Origin of the sequence: Tritonibacter scottomollicae (assembly GCF_003003215.1) — a bacterium.
Taxonomy (GTDB): Bacteria; Pseudomonadota; Alphaproteobacteria; order Rhodobacterales; family Rhodobacteraceae; genus Epibacterium; species Epibacterium scottomollicae.
Window position 1 is genome coordinate 15,478 of the sequence record NZ_PVUF01000006.1, and the last position, 21,421, is coordinate 36,898.

General features: G+C 62.3%; 19 protein-coding genes. 8 read left to right on the plus strand and 11 right to left on the minus strand.

The window, feature by feature from the left end:
- Positions 1-115 precede the first annotated feature (115 nt).
- A complete protein-coding gene (locus tag CLV89_RS11195; RefSeq protein ID WP_106163758.1) occupies positions 116-538 on the plus strand; it encodes a tellurite resistance TerB family protein in 423 nt (140 codons plus the stop codon).
- A gap of 136 nt (positions 539-674) precedes the next feature.
- Here the strand turns inward: CLV89_RS11195 and CLV89_RS11200 are convergent, their stop codons facing one another.
- The 6 genes from CLV89_RS11200 to ettA form a co-directional block, all read right to left on the minus strand.
- Positions 675-1,937: an ABC transporter permease gene (locus CLV89_RS11200; RefSeq protein WP_106163759.1), complete on the minus strand. Its 1,263-nt coding sequence runs from the start codon at positions 1,935-1,937 to the stop codon at positions 675-677.
- The gene (locus tag CLV89_RS11205; protein WP_106163760.1) at positions 1,934-2,740 is read right to left on the minus strand and encodes an ATP-binding cassette domain-containing protein; all 807 of its coding nucleotides are present in this window, start codon (positions 2,738-2,740) and stop codon (positions 1,934-1,936) included. The genes CLV89_RS11200 and CLV89_RS11205 overlap by 4 nt, the downstream gene beginning before the upstream one ends.
- A gap of 86 nt (positions 2,741-2,826) precedes the next feature.
- Positions 2,827-3,819: a taurine ABC transporter substrate-binding protein gene (locus CLV89_RS11210; protein WP_106163761.1), complete on the minus strand. Its 993-nt coding sequence runs from the start codon at positions 3,817-3,819 to the stop codon at positions 2,827-2,829.
- A 254-nt stretch (positions 3,820-4,073) separates the two neighbouring features.
- Positions 4,074-5,558 carry a D-alanyl-D-alanine carboxypeptidase/D-alanyl-D-alanine endopeptidase gene (gene dacB / locus CLV89_RS11215; RefSeq protein WP_106163925.1) on the minus strand — a complete coding sequence of 495 codons (1,485 nt, stop codon included), beginning with the start codon at positions 5,556-5,558 and terminating at the stop codon, positions 4,074-4,076.
- Positions 5,559-5,662: 104 nt separating this feature from the next.
- Positions 5,663-6,265 (minus strand): nicotinate-nucleotide adenylyltransferase, encoded by a 603-nt coding sequence (locus CLV89_RS11220; RefSeq protein WP_106163762.1) that lies wholly within the window; start codon positions 6,263-6,265, stop codon positions 5,663-5,665.
- Positions 6,266-6,744: 479 nt separating this feature from the next.
- Positions 6,745-8,412 (minus strand): energy-dependent translational throttle protein EttA, encoded by a 1,668-nt coding sequence (gene ettA / locus CLV89_RS11225; protein ID WP_106163763.1) that lies wholly within the window; start codon positions 8,410-8,412, stop codon positions 6,745-6,747.
- Positions 8,413-8,644: 232 nt separating this feature from the next.
- On the opposite strand from ettA, the gene CLV89_RS11230 reads away from it, so the two are divergent.
- Positions 8,645-8,860 carry a hypothetical protein gene (locus CLV89_RS11230; protein ID WP_106163764.1) on the plus strand — a complete coding sequence of 72 codons (216 nt, stop codon included), beginning with the start codon at positions 8,645-8,647 and terminating at the stop codon, positions 8,858-8,860.
- Between the two features lie 182 nt (positions 8,861-9,042).
- A complete protein-coding gene (locus tag CLV89_RS11235; protein ID WP_106163765.1) occupies positions 9,043-9,258 on the plus strand; it encodes a hypothetical protein in 216 nt (71 codons plus the stop codon).
- Between the two features lie 49 nt (positions 9,259-9,307).
- Here CLV89_RS11235 and CLV89_RS11240 read toward each other — a convergent pair whose 3' ends face one another.
- A complete protein-coding gene (locus CLV89_RS11240; RefSeq protein WP_106163766.1) occupies positions 9,308-9,976 on the minus strand; it encodes an arylesterase in 669 nt (222 codons plus the stop codon).
- Between the two features lie 53 nt (positions 9,977-10,029).
- Between CLV89_RS11240 and CLV89_RS11245 the strand changes: the two genes are divergently transcribed.
- A complete protein-coding gene (locus CLV89_RS11245; RefSeq protein ID WP_106163767.1) occupies positions 10,030-10,734 on the plus strand; it encodes an ABC transporter ATP-binding protein in 705 nt (234 codons plus the stop codon).
- Positions 10,731-13,274 (plus strand): ABC transporter permease, encoded by a 2,544-nt coding sequence (locus CLV89_RS11250; protein ID WP_106163768.1) that lies wholly within the window; start codon positions 10,731-10,733, stop codon positions 13,272-13,274. The genes CLV89_RS11245 and CLV89_RS11250 overlap by 4 nt, the downstream gene beginning before the upstream one ends.
- Before the next feature lie 8 nt (positions 13,275-13,282).
- Here CLV89_RS11250 and CLV89_RS11255 read toward each other — a convergent pair whose 3' ends face one another.
- Positions 13,283-13,750 (minus strand): RrF2 family transcriptional regulator, encoded by a 468-nt coding sequence (locus CLV89_RS11255; protein ID WP_106163769.1) that lies wholly within the window; start codon positions 13,748-13,750, stop codon positions 13,283-13,285.
- A 102-nt stretch (positions 13,751-13,852) separates the two neighbouring features.
- Between CLV89_RS11255 and CLV89_RS11260 the strand changes: the two genes are divergently transcribed.
- Both CLV89_RS11260 and CLV89_RS11265 read left to right on the plus strand, forming a co-directional pair.
- On the plus strand, positions 13,853-14,422 hold the full coding sequence (locus CLV89_RS11260; protein WP_106163770.1) for a gamma-glutamylcyclotransferase family protein: 570 nt from the start codon (positions 13,853-13,855) through the stop codon (positions 14,420-14,422).
- A complete protein-coding gene (locus CLV89_RS11265; RefSeq protein WP_106163771.1) occupies positions 14,419-15,597 on the plus strand; it encodes a DUF2254 domain-containing protein in 1,179 nt (392 codons plus the stop codon). Before CLV89_RS11260 ends, CLV89_RS11265 begins: the two co-directional genes overlap by 4 nt.
- A 77-nt stretch (positions 15,598-15,674) precedes the next feature.
- Here CLV89_RS11265 and gltX read toward each other — a convergent pair whose 3' ends face one another.
- Positions 15,675-17,000 (minus strand): glutamate--tRNA ligase, encoded by a 1,326-nt coding sequence (gene gltX / locus CLV89_RS11270; RefSeq protein ID WP_106163772.1) that lies wholly within the window; start codon positions 16,998-17,000, stop codon positions 15,675-15,677.
- Between the two features lie 228 nt (positions 17,001-17,228).
- Here gltX and CLV89_RS11275 point away from each other — a divergent pair, with 228 nt between their 5' ends.
- Entirely contained in the window at positions 17,229-18,167 is a 939-nt protein-coding gene (locus tag CLV89_RS11275) for an MBL fold metallo-hydrolase (protein ID WP_106163773.1), read from the plus strand.
- A gap of 24 nt (positions 18,168-18,191) precedes the next feature.
- Here CLV89_RS11275 and CLV89_RS11280 read toward each other — a convergent pair whose 3' ends face one another.
- Positions 18,192-19,487, minus strand: coding sequence for an NAD(P)/FAD-dependent oxidoreductase (locus tag CLV89_RS11280; RefSeq protein ID WP_106163774.1), 1,296 nt, complete (start codon positions 19,485-19,487; stop codon positions 18,192-18,194).
- 135 nt (positions 19,488-19,622) lie between these two features.
- Positions 19,623-21,281, minus strand: a complete 1,659-nt coding sequence (locus CLV89_RS11285) for an NAD+ synthase (RefSeq protein ID WP_106163775.1) — start codon at positions 21,279-21,281, stop codon at positions 19,623-19,625.
- Positions 21,282-21,421: the final 140 nt, after the last annotated feature.

Genomic DNA, 21,421 nt, shown 5'->3' on the forward strand with positions numbered 1-21,421 from the left:
GCCCACGCCCGCCGGGGTGGCGGAAAACCACTTTTCACCAGGCTTCGCCGTTGAACAGCTGGGCCGCCGGTCATATTCTTCTGAATGAACCCAAGGCATAAAGGACGCCGTAGAAATGACAGAAGAAACCATCCAGCTGCTTACACCGCAGGACTGCCTTGTCGCGGTCATGGTGGCAGTATCGGCTTCGGACGAGGACATTCGCACGGCAGAACTGGTCAAGATCCAGAACGCGGTCAATATGCTGCCGGTATTTGCAGATTATGATGCGGACCGCATTCCGTCAGTGTCGCGCACCGTCTTCGACCTGTTCGAACAGGAAGACGGGCTGGATGCGTTGTTTGGTCTTGTCCGGGACATCCTGCCGGAGCGCCTGTTCGAGACCTGCTATGCGCTGGCCTGCGATGTGGCAGCGGCGGATGGCAAGCTTAATGAAAACGAGCTGCGCCTGCTGGAAGAGATCCGCTACGAGCTGAACATTGACCGCCTGCATGCAGCGGCCATCGAACGCGGCTCGCGCGCGCGCCACATGGTATAAGCGCATCCGGTCACCTCGAACCTGTCTGGTTACGAAGGACGGCCGCACGCCGGAAAATTGAGATTTGACGCAAGAGGGCGGCCCGACGGGCCGCCCTCTTCGCTATGGGAAACGTGATGTCCCCGCAGACCGCATGTCAGCTGCGGCCCTTCCACGGCACCAGGATGTCCTCGGCCTTGCGCATCAGGATATCGATGCCGTAGCCAATGACACCGATCAGGATGATCCCCATGATGACAATATCCGTCAGCTGGAATTTCGACGCGGCGATAATCATCATGCCAGCCCCCTTCTGAGCCGCCACCAGTTCGGCGGCCACCACGGTGCCCCAGCAGACCCCCATCGCAACCCGCGCACCGGTGAAGATTTCCGGCAGCGAGTTCGGCACAATGACATGGCGCAGGATCTGCGGCTTTGACGCACCGAGCGAATAGGCGGCATGCACCTTGGTGATATTGACACCTGACACCCCTGCCCGCGCGGCAATGGTCATGATCCAGAGCGCGGCAAGGAACAACAGGACGATCTTGCCCGTCTCCCAAATGCCGAACCAGATGATCACCAGCGGGATCAGCGCCAGTGGCGGCACCGGTCGCATGAACTCCACAATCGGATCGAACCAGCCTCGCACCCAGGAGCTGAGCCCCATGGCATAGCCAAGCGGAATGCCCACCAGCGCGCCAAGGGCAAAGCCCGCCAGCACCCGCAGAAGCGACCAACCCAGGTGATCCCAGAGGGTGAAATTCTGATAGCCTTCGGATGCGATTTCGATGAAACGGGCCACCACCGCCTCGGGGCTGGGCATCCAGATCGGTTCCATCTGAAAGCCCTTGTCGGGCGCGAAATTGAGCGACCCGCGCCGCGACATGGTGACACTGCCGTCAGGCACTTTGACCGTTTCGCCCGGCACAATGGGCAGCCCCTCGACCGCGGTGACCGTGACATCCTCGCCATCGTTGCGGGAGGCCTTGATCAGAACAGAGCGCCAGACCGTGACCACCTCGGCGTCGTCCTGAGCAAAGCCGCTATTCGGGCTCACGTCAGGTGCCGGGACGTCCTCGCCAAAGTCATGCACCCGAACATGCACACGCGCGTCAGCGGTGGTGCCATCCGGCGCGGTGGCAGTGTAGCTGAAGCTGGTATCACCCCGAAAGGGTCCAGGCACATGGATCGGAACCAGCCTGGAGTCGGTAAACGCACCCCAGATCAGAAAGATCACCAGGACAGAGATCACAGAGGCGGCCCGGTTGGGCGTGATGGCGCTTTCGTCACCGAAGGTCACGGTTTTCAGACTGTTGAAGTTCACACCACTGCGGCTGCGGTCCTGAATGCGGTCGACGATGAAATAGGCAATGGTGAACAGGGCCACATAGGCCAGAAGGATCAGAAGACCAGTCATGCGGCACCCTCCGAGCGACCCATGATTTCCTCTTCCATTTCCCAGATCATCGACAGGATTTCATCGCGTGTCTCGGCAAATCCGTCGAGTTTCTTCACATCGCGCAGATCCATGTTGACGCCATGATCGGCAAAGGGAAGCCGGTACTCCTTGTGGATGCGTCCTGGTCGGGGTGCCATCACCAGAAGGCGTTCCCCCAGCAACAAGGCTTCTTCGACGGAATGGGTGATCAGGATCACCGTCTTGCCGCTCTTTTTCCAGAGTTTCAGAACCAGCGCCTGCATCTTCTCGCGGGTCAGCGCATCCAGCGCCCCCAGAGGTTCGTCCATCAGGATCACATCCGGATCATTGGCCAGGCAACGCGCCAGTGCGACCCGCTGCTGCATGCCGCCAGACAGCTCGTAGACTGCCTTCTCGCCGAAATCCTGCAGGCCGACAGTGTCCAGCAGCTGATCGCAGATGTCGCGCCGTTCAGCGACAGGCATCCCCTTCATGCGAGGGCCGAATTCGACGTTTTCACGCACGCTCATCCACTCGAACAGTGCGCCCTTCTGAAACACCATACCGCGCTCGGGTGCTGGCCCCCTCACGACGTGGTCGTTCATCCGCACAGCGCCTTCGGTGGGGGCGAGAAACCCGGCACAGATGTTCAGAAGCGTGGTCTTGCCGCAGCCAGACGGGCCCAGCACCGACATGATCTCACCCTTTTCAATCTCGATGGAAACGTCTTTCAGCGCCTGAATATGCGTGCCGTTGGGCAGGTCGAATCGCATCGACAGGTGATCGATATGGAGGCCATCCATGGGCTGCTCCTGCTCTTGAATGTGAGTATTTGAGAGAATGGAGAGACGCCATCTGACGCCTCTCCTGCGCCACGAATTGTCAGCGCTTACTCTGCAACGGCTGCAAGGTGACTGGCATCAACCGATGCCTCATAGCTGTCTAGAACCTGCGGGATTGACCCGGCATCGGCAAAGACCTGTGCCACCCCGCTCATGAAGCTCTGCACGCCACCACCAAGCCATTTGTCACCGAGCTGATCTGAAACCGACGGGAAGGTGAACGTAGCCAGCGACGCCTCTGCCGCAGCCGGCTCCATGCCCGCATCCTTGGCGATCAGCGGCAGCATTTCGTCCGTGTGCTCGCCAGAGTTCCACATCGCATTCATGTCTGCTGTCACCTTGAGGAACTGCGACAGCAACGCGCCCTCTTCAGCCGCGAAATCAACGGGTGTCGATGTGACATCAAAGACGAGAATGCCAAGGTCTTCTTTCTCGGCGCCGGTCAGCAGCACGTTGCCGTGCTCCATCATCCGTCGCAGGCCGCCACCATATCCGCAGGCCATGTCGACATTCCCCTGCGACAGGGCAACCGCGCCCTCCGGTGGTGCCATGTCGACGATCTCCATCTGGGAAATATCCACCCCGAAATGGTTCATCTGCGACAGAAAGCCGTAGTGCGCCGCGGTACCGATCGGAACCGCAACCTTCTTGCCCACCAGATCAGCGGTGGTGGTCTTGTCAATTTCCAGGTTCGTGGCCACGACGCAATTGTCGTTCTCGGAGTAGCTTACCGCCACGTCGACCACCTGCAGCGCCTGCCCCGCAGAGACCGCCACCACAAATGGCGGCAAGCCCTGGCTGACCGCAATCTGCACATCGCCCGAGGCCATTGCCGCCGACATTGCCGTGCCGGTATCAAAGGACACCCAGTTGATATCGACGCCCAGCTCCTCTTCGTAGAGGCCCATGGCCTTGCCGTATTGGAACGGCATCGGCCATTCCAGGAAATAGGCCACCGTGATCTCGTCTGCCATCGCCGTCGTGCCGGCAAGCAGGGCGAGGGCAGCGGATGTGGCGCAAAGTTTGGTCTTGAAAGACATTAGGGGTTCCTCCGTGTTGAACCATATCGCGATCAATCGCGTTTTTCTGGAGGTCGCTTTCTTTGAGAATTTTTATGCGGACCTGCGCAAATCGTTGCGATCCACACCCCACCTGACAACCGTGACGACAACACTGGCCCCACGAAAACTGGATTCTGGGCTTATCTGGGCGCGTTTTTTGCCTCTGAGAGGGCAAACTGGCCTTATCCGAGCCAAAGCCGCAGCTGCGCGCTCCGGTAGGCCGCAGCAGCAGATCAACTTGCGTAGATCTGCCCCCAACGTTCCAGCAAGGCCTGCTGCAAGCGTTTGGCGCGGCGGTTCCAGCTGCGCCCGCCTGGGGGACGCTCCCGCTGGGCCCGGCTGATCGCAGCCCGCGCCCGCAAATCAGCGGAAAAGATCGCAAACGCCATCTCGCGCCCATCCTCGGCGGTGACAAAGCCCCCCAGCCCCGAGACGAAATTCAGCGTCCCGGTCTTCGCCACGACCTTGATCGGATGGGATTTGATCGGCCGCCCTTTTGCATCCTGCAGATAGATCCGTTTCAGGAGGGGGCGCAATGTTCCGGTCCGGTTTGCGACCACCAGCGCGCGCAGGAGGTCGGTTGCGGTCAGTCGCGATTTATCGCCAAGCCCGGAATGATCCACCATGCGGCTGGACTGCATGCCCAAGGTCGCCGCGGCCCAACGGCTCATCACCGCACCGGAATCGGAGAGCGAGCCGGGACGCTCGCCCCGCTGCACGCTGGCCGTCATGCCGATCATTTCCGCCATGAGGTTGTTGGAATACTTGAGCATCGCCTTCAGCAAGGCCGACAGCGGATCGCTCTGATACTGGGCGACCATTTCGCCGGACGGCAGGCGATCGGTCTGTTTCGGGGTCGGCAGGGCCAGACCATGCGCGCGGGCCAGCGTCTGGAATACGTCCCCCGCATAGAGCGCAGGGTTGCGCACCGGCAACCAGCGCGCACCGCCATTGCCGAGCGCGCCGCTGGCTACGGTCCAGTGATCGACCCCCGCCTTGTCATCATAGGTGTAGACCGGCAGATCCCGTCGCACGACGGCCATTTTGGAGCTATACACATCCGGGCGAAATTTCTCGGTCCGGGCGTCCATGGTGATGGCCCAACTGCTGCCCGCGCGCTTCCATTCAAAATGCACCCGGTTGAAATTCAGGGCGATACCGCTCACCGCAGGACTATACCCCAGATGGTCGGGCTGGCCCGGATCGATCGATTTCACAAATGGCAACATGCTGTCCCAGACCAGGAACCGGCCAGTGACGCGCTGAATCCCCTTGGCCTTCAGGGCCGCTGCCAGTTCACCAAGCCCATCGGTGCTCAGCGTCGGATCACCACCGCCCACGAGCACCAGATCGCCCTTCAGAACACCGTTTTGCACCGGACCCGTCGCGATAAGCCGGGTGCGAAACCGATAGCCTGCACCGAGCGTATCCATCGCATAGAGCGCTGTGACCACCTTTGCCACGCTGGCCGGTGGCAAAGGCGCATCCGCGTTCACACTCTCCAGCAGCTGGCCGCTATCTGCATCCGCAACCGCACAGACCACCTCCCCCGACAGGCCGGCATTTTTCAGGATCGCCTCCAGCCCCTCGCGACCGGGGCTGAGCGGATTGAGACCACGCATCTTCGGACGCGGCGCGGAACTGGGTGCATTGGCAAGCGCCGGGCCGGAACCGAGGGCAGCAAGAGCGGAGGTGATAAGGCGACGGCGTGAAATCATGATGCGCAAGTTGAATCAAATTCCCTTGCATTCGGCAATTGCCTTATTCGCAATTTGCCAAAGAAGTTTCTGTGACGGCCACAAAAAACCGCCATCCAGCCCCGTTAGTCGGACCATTCACCGCGCTTGCGGATTTCGGTTGAGGACGCATCGACCATGGGCACGTTGAGAAAACACCAGGCCGGGGCCTCGGCACGCGCCAGTCGCTGGCTCTGCCAGGCCGGGATGCGATGGGCGCCATAAATGCGGGCGGCGGGCGACAGCCGCGCCGAGATCCGCTCTCCCGGGCGCGCCAAAACGCCGGCGGGCACAGTGTTCAGAATGTCGCGCCAGTCCTTCCAGCGGTGGAAATGGGCAAGGTTGTCGGCCCCCATCAGCCAGACAAAGCGCACATGCGGATAGGTGGTGCGCAGGTGCCGCAGGGTCTGGGCAGTGTAGCGCGTGCCCAGACGGGCCTCGATATCCGAAATCCGCACCCGCGGATGATCCATCATCGCCCGCGCTGCCGCCATCCGCCGCGCCATGGAGGCCGGCGGGTTTTCCTTCAGCGGATTGCCCGGGGTGACCAGCCACCAAAGCTGGTCGAGGTTGAAGCGTTTCAATGCCGCCAGAGAGATCTGCACATGCCCCTGATGCGGCGGATCAAAGGATCCGCCCAGCAGGCCCACGGTCATGCCCGGGCGCAGGAAGGGGTACGCAGTTTTCATCGCGGGATTGATGCGCAGATTTGAACGGGGATGGCAACGGGCGATGCGATGCACGCAATGCCCGCGCCCTGCTTCGGATGGGAAGGGTCTTCCCATTTTGACGGAGAAGGTCGCGGGCTGTCCGGCCTATCGGCTGGACAGATCAGATGCTGCAATCCGCCTTGGGTCGGGAGGCAAAGCCGCCCGGCCCGCGCCTGACCTTCCCCCCGGGAAGGCGCATTGCACCTTCCCAAGGTCAGGCACGGGCCTTGGGTGAGAAACTAGAATGGTAGGATGAAGCACCTACCGAAACATCTAGAAGCTCTGCCGCTTCTTCAAAAAGCTCACTGGAAGCCAAGTGAGCTTTGTCTCCCCCCAGTAGCCCCCAGACGTCCACTGCCGAAGTCTAGAAGATATTCGAGCTTATAAAATTGCGATCAGAGATCTTAGCCCCAAGCAAAGAAAAGGCCCCGCGAAATGCGAGGCCTTTCCGTTGGCTATCACCGCACAAACTTCTTGTGCTTCAACCGCTTGGGCTCCAGCGCGTCCGGTCCCAGACGGCGCTTCTTGTCTTCTTCGTAGTCCTCGAAGTTGCCCTCGAACCACTCCACATGCGCGTCGCCCTCAAAGGCGAGGATGTGTGTACAGATCCGGTCGAGGAAGAAACGGTCGTGCGAGATCACCACCGCGCAGCCAGCGAAATCGACCAGCGCGTCTTCCAGTGCCCGCAGGGTTTCCACGTCCAGATCGTTGGTCGGCTCATCGAGCAGCAGCACGTTGCCGCCTTCTTTGAGCAGGCGCGCCATATGGACCCGGTTGCGCTCACCACCCGACAGGAGGTTCAGCGTCTTCTGCTGATCACCGCCCTTGAAGTTGAACGACGAACAATAGGCGCGGGAGTTGACCTGGGCATCCCCCAGTTCGATGACTTCCGCACCGCCCGAGATCGCCTCCCAGACCGTGTCCTTGTCGTTGAGGTCATCACGGGACTGGTCGACGTAGGAGAGCTTTACCGTATCGCCATATTCGACCGAGCCAGCATCAGGTTGCTCCTGTCCGGTCAACATCCGGAACAGGGTCGACTTACCCGCGCCGTTGGGGCCGATCACACCGACGATACCGCCCGGCGGCAGCGAGAAGTTCAACCCTTCGACCAGCTGCTTGTCGCCATAGTGCTTGGCCAGGTTTTCCACCTCGATCACCTTGGAGCCCAGACGCGGGCCATTCGGGATCACGATCTGGGCGCGCCCGACCTTTTCCCGCTCGGAGGTATTGGCCATTTCGTTATAGGCCGAAATCCGCGCCTTGGACTTGGCCTGACGGGCCTTCTGTCCCTGACGCATCCATTCCAGTTCGCGCTCCAGCGTCTTCTGGCGGGCCTTGTCCTCGCGGGCTTCCTGCTGCAGGCGCTTCGCTTTCTGCTCCAGCCAGGCAGAATAGTTGCCTTCGTAGGGAATGCCGCGGCCACGGTCGAGTTCGAGGATCCAGCCAGTGATATCATCCAGGAAGTAACGGTCGTGGGTGACGCAGAGGATGGTGCCCTTGTAGTCGATCAGGTGCTGCTGCAGCCAGGCGATGGTCTCGGCATCGAGGTGGTTGGTCGGTTCGTCGAGGAGCAGCATGTCAGGCGCTTCCAACAGCAGTTTGCACAGCGCCACGCGGCGTTGCTCACCACCTGAAAGGTCCTTGATGTCCGCGTCATCCGGCGGGCAGCGCAGCGCCTCCATGGAGACGTCCACCTGGCTGTCGAGATCCCAGAGGTTCTCGGAATCGATGGCGTCCTGCAGGGTCGTCATCTCTTCCATCAGCTCGTCGGTGTAGTTTTCGGCCATCTCGACAGCGATCTGGTTGAACCGGTCCACCTTGGCCTTTTTCTCCGCCACGCCGAGCATGACGTTTTCACGCACCGTCAGGCTTTCATCCAGCTTCGGCTCCTGCGGCAGATAGCCGACCTTGGCACCTTCCGCGGACCAGGCCTCGCCGGTGAAGTCCTTATCGAGCCCGGCCATGATGCGCATCAGGGTCGATTTACCGGCGCCGTTGACGCCGACAACACCGATTTTCACGCCCGGAAGAAAGGACAGGTGAATGTTTTCAAAGCATTTCTTACCACCCGGGTAAGTCTTGGAGACACCCTGCATGTGATAGACGTACTGGTAGGAGGCCATGGGATTGCTCCGTCATTAGGGGAAAGAGGTTGGCCGCTGTGATAACGCGTGCGCCGGGCAGGAGCAATCGCTGCAGTGCTTGCATGTCCTCGCCCTCCCCAAGCGAAGCGCGTTTATCGCGTGCCGTCACGTTACCTTCCATAATCTGACCACATTTCTCGACAATGATCGTGCGGACGGCAGCCCTTGATCCCCTGAGACAAGGACAGCAATCTGTGACAGGAGGCACGGCATGATCTTGGCAGCACTATTCCTTGCGATCATTACAGGTGGACTGGCCGCCTTGGGTGCCGCAGTGATGTTCAATGCAACATTCTGGAGCTGTCTGGGCATCTACGTGCTGGTCGGAAGCCTTACCACGCTCAGCGTCGCCTGTCTGGCCGTCCTGCTGCAGCCCCGCCATGATGCGGACGCAGAATCCGGCGAAATCGAGTTGGCACACGTCTGACAAGCACAGCTCACCTGTAGCGATCAGATCCATTTTCTGCCGATTGCGAAGCTGTCGTTAACCTTTCTTAAAGATTCTCCGTGCTACCTTAGCGTGCGTAACTGAGTCGAATTTCGCGTCGACACACCTCGCCCATAGCGGCCCTAGCGACCGCATGATCATCAAGAGAGGATTGCAACAGAATGGCACTTGCAGGTTTGTTTCTCGGTATGATCGCAGGATCGACAGCTGCGTCTGTTGGTTTCTTTGCGTTTGACCTCTCCGTCTTGGTTTGTCTCGCAATCTACTCGTTCGTGGGCGCGGCGAGTGTGTTTGGCATCGCCGTTCTCAGCTATGTGTTGCGCAACCAATCCTCTGACTGGACGACCTCGGGCAGTCACGAAACAGCCGCTGGCTGATCTGTCCCCCACTGGCACATGATCAAGAGACCTTGCACCTGTTGCGGGATCAGCCTGCGTCGGCGGACCTTATAATCTCGATCAGTTCATGTAGCTTTGGCACCATCGCGGCGATGTTGGCGGCCACTCCAGCCGCATTGGGGTGAATGCCATCGTCCTGCATGAAGGCACCCAGCTGTGCCGGATCATCACCAGCGCGCTCCACCATTCCCTCAAATGCAAATCCATGAAGCACGACGCCATTGTCCTGAGCGAGATCTGCATAGATGCTGTCAAACTCAGCCTTATAGGCCGCGCCAAAATTGCCCGGCGCCTGCATGCCGATCAGCATTACGGCTGCTCCGGCCTTCTGCGACGCCTCAACGATATGAGACAGATTTTCTCGCGCATTTTCAGGCGGCAGTCCCCGCAGCAGATCATTGCCGCCGAGCAGCACAATCACACCATCAGGTTGATCCGCCAGCGTCCAATCAATCCGCGCGGCGCCGCCCGCCGTGGTATCGCCGGACACCCCGGCATTGGCCACAACAACGTCCAGGCCTTGCGCCTCGAACCAGGACTGCAACTGCGGCACGAACCCCTCACCCTGCGCCAAACCATAGCCCTGCACGAGACTGTCCCCGAAGGCCGTTATCTTAATCGCATCTGCATGCACAAACGGCGTCGACATCATCAACGCCGTGAAAGTCGCCGCAATCTGCTTTAGAAACTTGCGCATGGTGGTGGGCACTCCATATCAGTTTAGGATCAAAAAAACACAGGCAGCCCCTCATGAGCACTGACGCCCGCCCCGTTCTCTCACTTCAAGATGTGCATTTGTCGCTGAATGGCAATACCGGCCCGGTGTCGATCCTCGAGGAGATCAGCCTTGACGTGCGGCGGGGCGAAACGCTGGCGCTGGTGGGACCATCGGGGTCGGGCAAGTCCTCGCTTCTGATGGTGATGGGCGGGCTGGAACAGGCCACCGGTGGCGCCGTGCACGCCATGGGCGAGGATCTGACCCGACTGGACGAGGACGCGCTGGCCCGATTTCGCCGCGCCCATATGGGGGTGGTGTTCCAGAGTTTTCACCTGATCCCGACGATGACCGCGCTCGAAAACGTCGCCACGCCGCTGGAACTGGCGGGCGCGCGCGATGCCTTTGACCGGGCCCGCGAAGAATTGGATGCCGTGGGGCTTGGGCATCGCTGCGACCACATGCCCGCGCAGCTATCGGGCGGTGAACAGCAGCGGGTGGCGCTGGCGCGCGCGGTGGTGACACGACCAGAGATCCTTTTGGCGGATGAGCCCACGGGCAACCTCGATCAGGCCAATGGCGCACAGGTGATGGACCTGCTGTTCGACCTGCGCGACCGCCATGGCTCGACACTGGTGATGGTGACCCACGCACCCGATCTGGCAGAGCGCTGCGACCGCACGGTTCACCTGCGCGATGGGCGCATCTTGCCCGACAGCCAGCGTGAGGCGGCGGAATGAGCACCACCGACCTGCCCGCCCCGGGCCAATTTCGCCTCGCCTGGCGCTTTGCCCTGCGCGAGCTGCGCGGCGGTTTGCGCGGGTTTCGCCTCTTTCTGGCCTGTCTCGCGCTTGGGGTTGGCGTCATTGCCGCCATCGGCTCGATCCGCGCCTCCATCGAGGCGGGGCTGACCCGCGAAGGCGCCAGCCTGCTCGGTGGCGATGCGGAGCTGACCTTCACCTACCGCTTTGCCACGCAGGATGAGGCGGCGTGGATGGCGCAGGTCGCCCGCGACCGTTCCGAGGTGGTGGAGTTTCGCTCCATGGCGGTGGTGGATGACGAACGCGCGCTGACTCAGGTGAAATCAGTCGACGCCGCCTATCCCTTGCGCGGTGAGGTCCGCTTGACTTCTGGCGCGCCTCTGCACGAGGCCCTCGCCGAGGTTGATGGCCGCCCCGGCGCGGTGATGGAGCGGGTTCTGGCGGACCGGTTGGGGCTAAGCGAGGGCGAGTTTTTCAACCTCGGCACGCAGGAATTCCGCCTAAGCGGCCTTATTGAGTGGGAACCGGATGCAGCCGGATCGGGCTTTTCCATCGGGCCGCGCACGTTGGTGCGCACGGACGCGCTGGCGCAGTCTGGATTGCTGGCGCCGGGCACGCTCTATTCGACCAAATACCGCCTGACCCTGCCGCCTGACGCCGATCTGCAAGCGCTGGAACAAGACGCCCGTGCGCAGTTCGAAGACAGCGGCATGCGCTGGCGCGACGCACGCAACGGCGCGCCGGGGATTGCGCGCTTTGTCGAGCGTTTGGGTGCGTTTCTGGTGCTGGTGGGTCTATCGGGGCTGGCCGTGGGCGGCGTAGGCGTCTCCACCGCGGTGCGCGCCTATCTCGCCACCAAGACCGAGACCATCGCCACCCTGCGCACGCTTGGCGCCGAACGGCGGGTGATCTTTTTGACCTATTTCCTGCAGATCGGCGTGTTGTCGCTCTGCGGTATTGCGCTGGGACTGGTGCTGGGCGGGATCGGGCCGCTGCTGCTGGGGCCGCTGATCGCAGCACAGCTGCCGTTTCCGGCGGTGTTTTCCGTCTACCCCGGGGCACTGGCCGAGTCCGCACTCTACGGTGTTCTGACGGCGCTTCTCTTCACCCTCTGGCCTCTGGCCCGGGCAGAGCGCATCCGGGCCGCCGCGCTCTACCGTGATGCGGTGGGCGGGCCCATGCAGTGGCCCGCGAAGCGCTATATCCTTGCCACCCTGGCGACACTGGGCCTTCTGATCGCGGCGGCTGCGCTGTTCAGCGGTGCGCCCGCATTGGCGCTTTGGACGGCGGGCGGGCTGATCGGCGCGCTGATCGTATTGCTGATCGCCGGGGCCGCCATCGGCTGGCTGGCCCGGATCAGCAACCGGCTGGCGCGCGGTAAGCCCGCGCTCCGCTGGGCGCTGGCTTCCATCGCCTCCACTCGTGACGGCGCAATGCCTGCGGTGCTGGCGCTGGGGCTTGGCCTGACCGTGCTGGCCGCCATCGGCCAGATCGACGGCAATATGCGCCGCGCCATTGCGGGCAACCTGCCGGATGTTGCGCCGTCCTATTTCTTTGTCGACATCCAGCGCGACCAGATGCCCGCCTTTCTGGAGCGTGTCGAGGGCGACCCTCAGGTGAGCAAAGTGGACAATGCGCCCATGTTGCGCGGCATTATCAACCGCATCAATGATCGCCCCGCCAAGGAGGTCGCAGGCGATCATTGGGTTATTCGCGGAGATCGCGGTGTGACATACGCCGCCGCCAAACCCGCCAGTACCAATGTAACCGCGGGCGAATGGTGGCCGGACGATTACACCGGCGCGCCACAGATTTCATTTGCCGCCGAAGAGGCCGAGGAAATGGGCCTGAAGCTCGGCGACACCATGACCATCAACGTGCTTGGTCGCGACATCACCGGCAGTATCACCAGTTTCCGCGAGGTGGATTTTTCCAACGCGGGCATGGGGTTTGTTCTAACCATGAATGAGGCTGCGCTGATCGGCGCACCGCACAGCTACATCGCCAGCGTCTATGCAGAAGAGGAAGCTGAAGCCGCCATCCTGCGCGACGTGGCCCGCGCCATGCCCAACATCACCGCGATCCGGGTGCGCGATGCAATCGACCGGGTGTCGGAAATCCTCGGCCAACTGGCCACCGCGACCGCCTATGGCGCGGCGGCAACTCTGTTCACCGGCTTTCTGGTGCTACTTGGCACGGCAGCGGCGGCGGAACCGGCACGGCGATACGAGGCGGCACTTTTGAAGACATTGGGCGCGCCCCGTGGCCAGATCCTGCGCAGCTTTGCCCTGCGCTCTGCCCTCCTGGGTGCGGCGGCGGGCAGCGTGGCCCTGCTGGCGGGGATACTGGGCGCTTGGTCCGTCAGCCATTTCGTGCTGGAAACCGACTATGTGGTGATCTGGCCCAATGCGATCGGAGTGATCGGCGGCGGCGTTCTGGTGACGCTCTTTGCCGGATTGGCCTACGCATTGCGCCCGCTGGCGGCACGACCGGCACGGGTGCTGCGTGCGCGCGACTAGGGGTGACCCTAGGCGTGCGCCGCCGCTTCGGGACCGGGACAGGACATCGGCGCCAGAATACGCTGCAACTCGAAATTGTCGCAGGTCAGGCTATCCAGCCTGACCCCGTCCAGCGCAGTGTAGAACGCCTCTCCCGCACGGGTCAGGGCATCACGCAGGCGACAGGCCGCCACCAACGGGCAGGTATTGTCGGCATCGGCAAAGCATTCAACCATCGGCAATCCGCCCTCAACCTGCCGGAAGACATCGCCAATGCAGATATCGCTGGCCGTCCGACCCAGGGTCAGCCCCCCGTTGCGGCCACGCTGGGTCTTCAGAAACCCAAGCTGGCTCAGTTGATTGACCACTTGCGCCAGATGGTTTTCCGAGATGTTGCAACGCTGCGCAATCTCGGATTTGGTGACAAGGCGACCCTCGTGCAGGGCACAATACATCAGCAGACGGACCGCGATATTGGTTCTTTTTGTGATACGCATTGAAGGGCCCTCTCCCGGAGACGGTGACAGCCCAGTGTTGCAAATTGAGACAAAAAGCGGTTTGACATACATCAAAGCCCCCTCAGAAAACGACAAGGCCTCATGACACCGCATTTCTTCGGCTTCGGCAGCCTCGTAAACACCGCCAGCCATATCTACGGCAACACCCGCCCCGCGCGATTGGCGGGCTGGAGGCGCGCCTGGGTGCACACGCCGGAGCGCAATCTGGCGTTTCTAAGCGTCCGCCCGGCACATGGACATGTGATCGAAGGGCTGCTGGCTGCGGTCCCGAACGGCGATTGGGCCGCGCTGGACGAACGCGAAACCGGATATGTGCGCGTCGATGTGACAGCACAGGTGGCCCATGACATGGCCCCTGCCCCGCAGATCTCGCTCTATCAGGTGCCGGACGAGACCCAGGACCCGGACGCAAACGGCCACAAGATCCTGATGAGCTATCTCGACGTGGTGCTGCGCGGCTATACGCAGGTCTTCGGCGAGGGCGGTGCGCGGGCCTTCATGGCGACGACGGATGGCTGGGAGACGCCGATCCTGGATGACCGCGCCACCCCCCGCTATCCACGCCATCAGGAGATCACAGCCGAGGAACGCACGCTTCACGATACGCTGATTGCTGAGGCAGGCGCACGGGTTCTGGCGGTCGACGTATGATCTCGCGCAGCCTCCTGCTGTTGCGTCGCGTCACGCGACAGCTGTGGTTCCGGGTGGTTGCGATCTCACTGTTCTCATTGCTGGCTTTGGCTGTAGCGCCACTGCTGGCGCCTATTCTGCCGCAGGAGTGGGAAAACAGGTTCGGGCGCGATGCAGTGCTGCCTGTACTCAACATCCTCGCCACCGGCATGCTGGCGGTGACCACCTTCTCGCTCAACGTCATGGTCAGCGCATATCGCACCGCCTCCACCATGGCGACGCCGCGCGTCTATCGGCTGCTGCTGGAGGACACTGTGACACAGAGCGTGCTGGCGACCTTCACCGGCGGCTTCGTCTATTCGCTGAGCGCGATCATCCTGTTCCGGGCCAGGCTTTACCCGCCCGGCGCCGCCTTTGTCGTGTTTGTGATGACCGTGCTGGTGGTGGCGCTGATCGTGATCGCCATCCTGCGCTGGATCGACCACCTGTCGGATCTGGGCAGCATGGACCACACCCTGCGCCTGATCGAGACCCGCACCCGCAATAGCCTGCAGGCGCGCAAGGACACACCCAGCCTCGGCGGGTGTTGCGACACGTCGGAGCCGCCAGCGGACGCCCGTCCGATTGCCGCTGCTGAAAGCGGATTTGTGCGGTTCGTCGACATGCCCGCTCTCAACGCTCGTGCAGAGGAGGCGGGCGTCACCATTCATCTGACCCGCCTGCCGGGCGAGTTCGTGCTGCGCGGACGGCCGCTTGCCATGGCGCAGGGTGGCGATGAGGATTTCTGCACCGAAGCCACGGGTCTGATCGACATCGGCGACGTGCGCAGTTTCGAGCAGGACCCGGCCTTCGGGCTGACCCTGCTGGCCGAAACCGCGCAGCGGGCCCTGTCACCCGGTGTAAACGATCCCGGCACCGCGATCGAGGTGATGGGCCGCATCGAACGGCTGTTGTGGGAGACCCTGCCCGATGGCACCGAGACCGAGGGAGGCGAGGTCCGTTTCCCGCACATCCACCTGCCACCGGTGACGGCGCAGGAGCTGCTGAAGGCATGTTTCCCCCCCATTGCACGCTGCGCCGAGGATGCGCCGGAGGTGATGCAATGGATGGATAAAGCGCTCAGCGAGCTGGAGCACCACCCCAACACCGCCATGACCAAAGCGGCACGCAAGATGCACAACAGTTTCTTCGACTAGGCGCTTGTAACCAAAACGGGCAGAGCCTGCGCCCTGCCCGTTCTTGATTGTCCGATATTCAGCTCGCAGCCTCAGTCTCAGCCGCGCGCGCGCACCGTCTCCATCAACGCCAGCAAGGCGGACATGTCGGGGCCGCGCTCCATGCCGGTGACGGCCTTGCGCAGGGGCATGAACAGCCCCTTGCCCTTGCGGCCGGTCTTTTCCTTAACCGCGGCCGTCCATTTGCCCCAGCTCTCGCTGTCGTAGGGGCCTTCGGGCAGCAGCGCCATCGCCTCGGCGATGAATTCCTTGTCCTCCTCGGCGATCAGTGGCTCGGCGCCATCACGGCAGAGCACCCACCAGCCCTCAAGATCCTTGAGCGTGGTGATATTCTCCTTCGCCACCCCCCAGAAGGCCTCCTGCTTGTCCTCGGGCACGCCCGCCGCTGCCACATGCGACTGCACCGCCGACAGCGGAAGCCCCTGCAGGTAGCGCGCGGTCAGCGGATAGAGATCATCGGCATCAAACTTGGTCGGCGCGGAGCCGAACCGGTTGATGTCGAAGCCCTCGACCAGCTCTGCCATCTCGTGGCGCAGCTCCACCGGGTCGGACGAGCCCAGACGCGCCATCAACGACAGGAGCGCCATCGGCTTCACGCCCGCCTCGCGCAGGTCGCGCAGCGCCAATGTGCCGAGGCGTTTGGACAGCGCCTCGCCCTGCGGACCGGTGAGCAGCGAGTGATGCGCAAATTCCGGGTGGCCATGACCCAGCGCCGACATGATCTGGATCTGTGTCGCGGTATTGGTCACGTGGTCGGAGCCGCGCACCACATGGGTCACGCCCATGTCGGTGTCATCCACTACCGAGGCGATGGTGTAGAGCACCTGCCCGTCACCGCGGATCAGCACCGGGTCGGACACGGAGGCCGCATCAATGGAGATGTCGCCAAGGATGCCGTCGTTCCAGTCAATCCGCTCGTGGTCCAGCTTGAACCGCCAGACGCCATTGCCACGCTCGGCGCGCAGGGCGTCCTTCTCAGCATCGGACAGCGTCAGCGCAGCGCGGTCATAGACCGGCGGCTTGCCCATGTTGAGCTGCTTCTTGCGCTTGAGGTCCAGTTCCGTCGGGGTCTCGAAGGCCTCGTAGAAGCGGCCGATCTCGCGCAGCTTATCGGCGGCCTCGGCATAGCGGTCGAGCCGCTCGGACTGGCGTTCCACCTTGTCCCATGTGAGGCCGAGCCATTCCAGATCCTGCTTGATCGCGTCGACGTATTCTTCTTTCGAGCGCTCGGGATCGGTGTCGTCGATGCGCAGGATGAATGTCCCGCCGGCCTTGCGGGCGATCAGGTAGTTCATCAGCGCGGTGCGCAGGTTGCCCACGTGGATATAGCCGGTGGGCGACGGCGCAAAACGGGTGGTGGTCATCGCAATTCTCCTGTTGGTCGTTGATCTGTCACAGGCGCGCGGAATTGTCCAGTTTTCGCGTCTTTGGCTGCAAAGATGCGCCCCTGTCGGGGCGCGGCCTCCGGCGGAGGTATTTGGGAAAAGATGAAGGCAGTGTGTGCTCCCACGCATTCGTGATCGGGCTTCAGGGGACTTTGCGGGTCGGTGCGCTAGGCTTGGTTCATACCACTCAACAGGGAGACCAAGAGGATGACATTAAAGCTATCCCGCCGTGCCGCGCTGGCCGGTGTTGCCGCCGCCCCGATTGCTGCGACCGTTGCTGCGCCCGTGAGAGCTGCGGGCGATAAGGCCGCCATGACACCTTTGCATGCCCGCGCCTTCAAGGTCGGGGATTATACCGTGCACAGCCTGCTTGCGGGCAGCACCGGGCGCGACGGGGTGCAGGATATCTTTGGCGGCGGGGCCTCGGATGAGGCGTTCGCCCAAGTGGCAGAAGAGAATTTTATCTCCGACACCAATGCGCAGTTCTATTTCACCCCGACGCTGGTTGATACCGGCGCGGAAAAAATCCTGTTCGACACGGGCCTCAACGCCGGCGGCATCACCTCGGCGCTGGCGGATGCGGGCGTGACACCCGACGAGATCGATGTAGTGGTGCTGACCCATATGCACGGCGATCACATCGGCGGCATGACCGACGACAGCGGTGCGGCCACCTTTGCCAATGCGCGCTACGTGACGGCAGCGCGGGAGTATGACCACTGGACCGGCCTGCCCGAGGGCAATGGCGGTGCGGATCGGGTACGGGCCAAAGTGGCGCCGCAGGCCGAAAAGATGAGCTTTATCGAGGATGGCGGCACGGTGGCCTCCGGGGTGACAGGCATGGCGGCCTTTGGGCATACGCCGGGCCACATGGTCTACATGATCGAGAGCGGCGGCCAGCAGCTGTTGCTGACGGCGGATCTGGCGAACCACTATGTGTTCCCCTTTGCCCATCCCGAATGGCAAACCAGTTTCGACACCGACAAGGATGCCGCCTCTGCCACCCGCCGCCGGGTGCTGGAGATGCTGGCGGACAGCCGCACGCCGATGATCGGCTATCACATGCCCTTCCCGGCTGCCGGTTTTGTGGAGACGCGCGGCGACGGCTTTCGGTTTGTGCCGGTGAGCTATCAGATGATGGGCTAGGGCTTCAGTCCTGCCGGGCGGCGGTCAGTACCGGCTGAGGCGGAAGGGGCGCGGGTCCACGATGGGCGTGTCCCCCGTCACCAGATCCGCTGTCAGCCGCCCGGCACCGGGGCCGAGGCCAAAACCGTGGCCGCTGTAGCCGGTGGAGACAAACAGGCCGGGACGGGCCTGCACTTCGGAGATCACCGGAATTTCATCCGGGGTCACATCAATCAGGCCACCCCAGCTTTGGGTGACATCAGCCTTTTCCAGCGCCGGGAAGGCATCGCGCACCGCCGCAAGCCCACGGCGCAGGGCCTTTTGCGAGGGTTGAGGATCAAGCACGCGGGTTTCCTCAAACGCGGTGCGATCCTGGCCGGTCCAAGGGCGGGCCTCGCGGGCCTCGGTGCTCCACCGATTGGACAAGCGGAACCGCAGGGCGGTGACATCCTGCAGGAAGGCCGAAATGAAGCGGTGCCCGATGCGGAAGGTGTCGGGCACGATGTCAAAGGTGTTTTCGCCACCCGAGGCAACGGTATAGCCGCCATCTGCGCGTTTGCGCAGGCCAAAGCCCGCCGCCCAAAGCGCGGTCTCCGGCACGCCCTCGACCGGAGAGAGGCGCATCACGGAGTTGAGCACCTTGAGTTGCGGCAGGAAAATTCCCTCGTTGCGCAGGAACAGACGCGACCAAGCCCCCCCTGCGACCACCACCGCCGTCGCGGTGACGCGGCCCTTTTCGGTAACAACGCCGCGAATGCGTCCGGCCTCCACATCCAGCGTGCGCACGGCGCAGCCGGTGACCACCACGGCGCCCTTGTCGCGCGCGGCCGAGGCTATGGCGTGGGTGGCCATCTGCGGTTCGGCGCAGCCATCCTGCGGTGTGTGAAAACCTGCGCGCAAACGTTGGCCATAGCCCGGCGTCAGCGCCTCTAGCGCCGCACCACGCAGCATATGTCCCTCACCGCCGATGTCTTTCAGATGCTCGGCCCAAGCCAGCAGTTCAGCCTCGCGCTTGCGGCTGCCAGCGGTGAACACGATACCGCATTTGGTATAGCCGGTTGCATGGCCGGTGCGTTCGTCCAGGCCCTCCCATATGCGTTGGGAATGGGTCATCAGCTCCATTTCGCGTGGGTCGCGCTGGGACATGCGCACCCAGCCCCAGTTGCGCGAGCTTTGTTCGCCCGCGATCTGGCCCTTTTCGCACAACAGCACCGAATGGCCCCGTTCAGCAAGTTCCAGCGCAGTGGAGGCGCCCACGATCCCACCGCCAATCACGACGACATCAACCGCGTTTGGCAGCACGCGGTCCGAATTGAAATGAGGCAGCTTTGGTCCGGGCATGGGTCTGTTCTATTCCGTCAGGAAAGAGGGGGTCTAGCCGTGCATGACAGTCTTGAGGCCAGTTTCCGCAGCCTGTGTTCTTCCGGCCTCAACCGAGGCCGGAACGGTCATATTGTCCAGACCTGGATAGTCCGATCAGCTGGGATCACGCCAGCGATTGATGATCGGATAGCGCCGGTCAAGCCAGAAGGCCCGCTTGGTCAAGCGGGCACCGGGTGCGGACTGGAAACGTTTGTATTCGCTGATATAAAGCAGGTGTTCCACCCGTTTTGCCACATCGCGATCAAAGCCTGCAGCGACGCACTCCGCAATAGATCCGTCCTGATCCACAAGGATATCGAGAATCGCATCCAGCTCGGGATAATCCGGTAGGGAATCGCTGTCTTTCTGGTCCTCGCGCAGCTCCGCCGAGGGGGGCTTGTCGATCACATTCGGGCGGATCACCTTGCCCTCTGGCCCCATCATCCAGTCGCGGTGATTGGCATTGCGCCAGCGGCAGGTCTCAAACACACGCGTCTTGTAGAGGTCCTTGATCGGGTTATAGCCGCCGTTCATATCGCCATAGATGGTGGCATAGCCCACAGCCACCTCGGATTTGTTGCCAGTGGTCAGCAGCATCTCGCCAAATTTGTTGGACATAGCCATCAGCAACAGGCCGCGCAGTCGCGACTGGATGTTCTCCTCGGTGAGGTCCGCATCACGGCCCGCAAAGAGCGGCGCAAGCGTATTGCTGATCGCATCACGCCCTTCAGAAATCGGCACATAGTCGTAGTGAACGCCCAGCGCTTTGGCCACGGCCTCGGCATCCTCCAGCGATTCCTTTGAGGTGTATTCGGACGGCAGCATAACGCAGCGCACGTTTTCCGACCCCAGCGCATCCACCGCGATGGCGGCGACAATTGCCGAGTCCACGCCCCCCGAAAGGCCCAGCAGCGCTTTCTTAAACCCGGTTTTGCCCATGTAGTCGCGCAAGGACAGCACCATGGTGCGATAATCCTGCTCCCACGCATCGGGCAGATGTGCCTTTTCGCCCTCTTGAATGCGCCAGCCATCGGCGGTGCGCTCCAGATCGAGCTGCGTGATGCATTCGTCAAAGACCGGCATCTGAACCGCCAATGTACCATGCGGGTTCAGGGCAAAGCTGCCGCCGTCAAAGACCTGATCGTCCTGACCGCCCACCATATTGAGGTAGATCACCGGCAGACCGGTCTCGATCGAGCGGGCCACCATGTGATTGTAGCGGGTCTCCATCTTGCCACGATAATAGGGCGAGCCATTGGGGATCAGCAGGAATTCGGCGCCGGTTTCTTCCAGCGTCTCGGCCACATCCTCATGCCAGCCATCCTCGCAGATCGGGCTGCCGATGCGGGTATTGCCAACAGAGTATGGCCCGCCCAACGATCCCGCATCAAAAATCCGCACCTCGTCGAATACTGTCTCGTTTGGCAAATGGTGCTTCAGGCATTTGGAGGCGATCTTGCCGCTCTTGAGGATCAGATAAGCGTTATAGAGCTTGCCATCCTCGACCCATGGGCTGCCGATCGCCAGCGCCGGACCATCCGCCACCGCAGCGGCCAGCGCCTCGACCTCGGCAATCGCGGCCTGATGAAAGGCCGGCTTCATCACCAGATCCTGCGTGTTGTATCCTGTGATGAACATCTCCGGCAGCGCCACAAGGTCAGCGCCGGCGTCGCGCCCGGCCTGCCATGCGGTGCGCGCCTTGGCGGCGTTGCCTGCCAGATCACCAACTGTCGGGTTCAATTGCGCAAGCGTGATGCGAAAACTATCGGCCATCTGACGGGTCCTCGGATTCATGTCTTAGCAAGCCGTGTATCAGATCCCTGCCGAAGGGGAAGCCTATGGGGGCAAAACCGTTGCGACCGGGCCGCTGCTGACATAGGTTTGCGGACAAGCAACCCAATTCCAGGCAGCGC

Bases quoted from the DNA above. Each gene is read 5' to 3' on its own strand.
- CLV89_RS11195 (WP_106163758.1), top strand. From the start codon at position 116: ATGACAGAAGAAACCATCCAGCTGCTTACACCGCAGGACTGCCTTGTC.
- CLV89_RS11200 (WP_106163759.1), bottom strand. From the start codon at position 1,937: ATGACTGGTCTTCTGATCCTTCTGGCCTATGTGGCCCTGTTCACCATT.
- CLV89_RS11205 (WP_106163760.1), bottom strand. From the start codon at position 2,740: ATGGATGGCCTCCATATCGATCACCTGTCGATGCGATTCGACCTGCCC.
- CLV89_RS11210 (WP_106163761.1), bottom strand. From the start codon at position 3,819: ATGTCTTTCAAGACCAAACTTTGCGCCACATCCGCTGCCCTCGCCCTG.
- dacB (WP_106163925.1), bottom strand. From the start codon at position 5,558: ATGATTTCACGCCGTCGCCTTATCACCTCCGCTCTTGCTGCCCTCGGT.
- CLV89_RS11220 (WP_106163762.1), bottom strand. From the start codon at position 6,265: ATGAAAACTGCGTACCCCTTCCTGCGCCCGGGCATGACCGTGGGCCTG.
- ettA (WP_106163763.1), bottom strand. From the start codon at position 8,412: ATGGCCTCCTACCAGTACGTCTATCACATGCAGGGTGTCTCCAAGACT.
- CLV89_RS11230 (WP_106163764.1), top strand. From the start codon at position 8,645: ATGATCTTGGCAGCACTATTCCTTGCGATCATTACAGGTGGACTGGCC.
- CLV89_RS11235 (WP_106163765.1), top strand. From the start codon at position 9,043: ATGGCACTTGCAGGTTTGTTTCTCGGTATGATCGCAGGATCGACAGCT.
- CLV89_RS11240 (WP_106163766.1), bottom strand. From the start codon at position 9,976: ATGCGCAAGTTTCTAAAGCAGATTGCGGCGACTTTCACGGCGTTGATG.
- CLV89_RS11245 (WP_106163767.1), top strand. From the start codon at position 10,030: ATGAGCACTGACGCCCGCCCCGTTCTCTCACTTCAAGATGTGCATTTG.
- CLV89_RS11250 (WP_106163768.1), top strand. From the start codon at position 10,731: ATGAGCACCACCGACCTGCCCGCCCCGGGCCAATTTCGCCTCGCCTGG.
- CLV89_RS11255 (WP_106163769.1), bottom strand. From the start codon at position 13,750: ATGCGTATCACAAAAAGAACCAATATCGCGGTCCGTCTGCTGATGTAT.
- CLV89_RS11260 (WP_106163770.1), top strand. From the start codon at position 13,853: ATGACACCGCATTTCTTCGGCTTCGGCAGCCTCGTAAACACCGCCAGC.
- CLV89_RS11265 (WP_106163771.1), top strand. From the start codon at position 14,419: ATGATCTCGCGCAGCCTCCTGCTGTTGCGTCGCGTCACGCGACAGCTG.
- gltX (WP_106163772.1), bottom strand. From the start codon at position 17,000: ATGACCACCACCCGTTTTGCGCCGTCGCCCACCGGCTATATCCACGTG.
- CLV89_RS11275 (WP_106163773.1), top strand. From the start codon at position 17,229: ATGACATTAAAGCTATCCCGCCGTGCCGCGCTGGCCGGTGTTGCCGCC.
- CLV89_RS11280 (WP_106163774.1), bottom strand. From the start codon at position 19,487: ATGCCCGGACCAAAGCTGCCTCATTTCAATTCGGACCGCGTGCTGCCA.
- CLV89_RS11285 (WP_106163775.1), bottom strand. From the start codon at position 21,281: ATGGCCGATAGTTTTCGCATCACGCTTGCGCAATTGAACCCGACAGTT.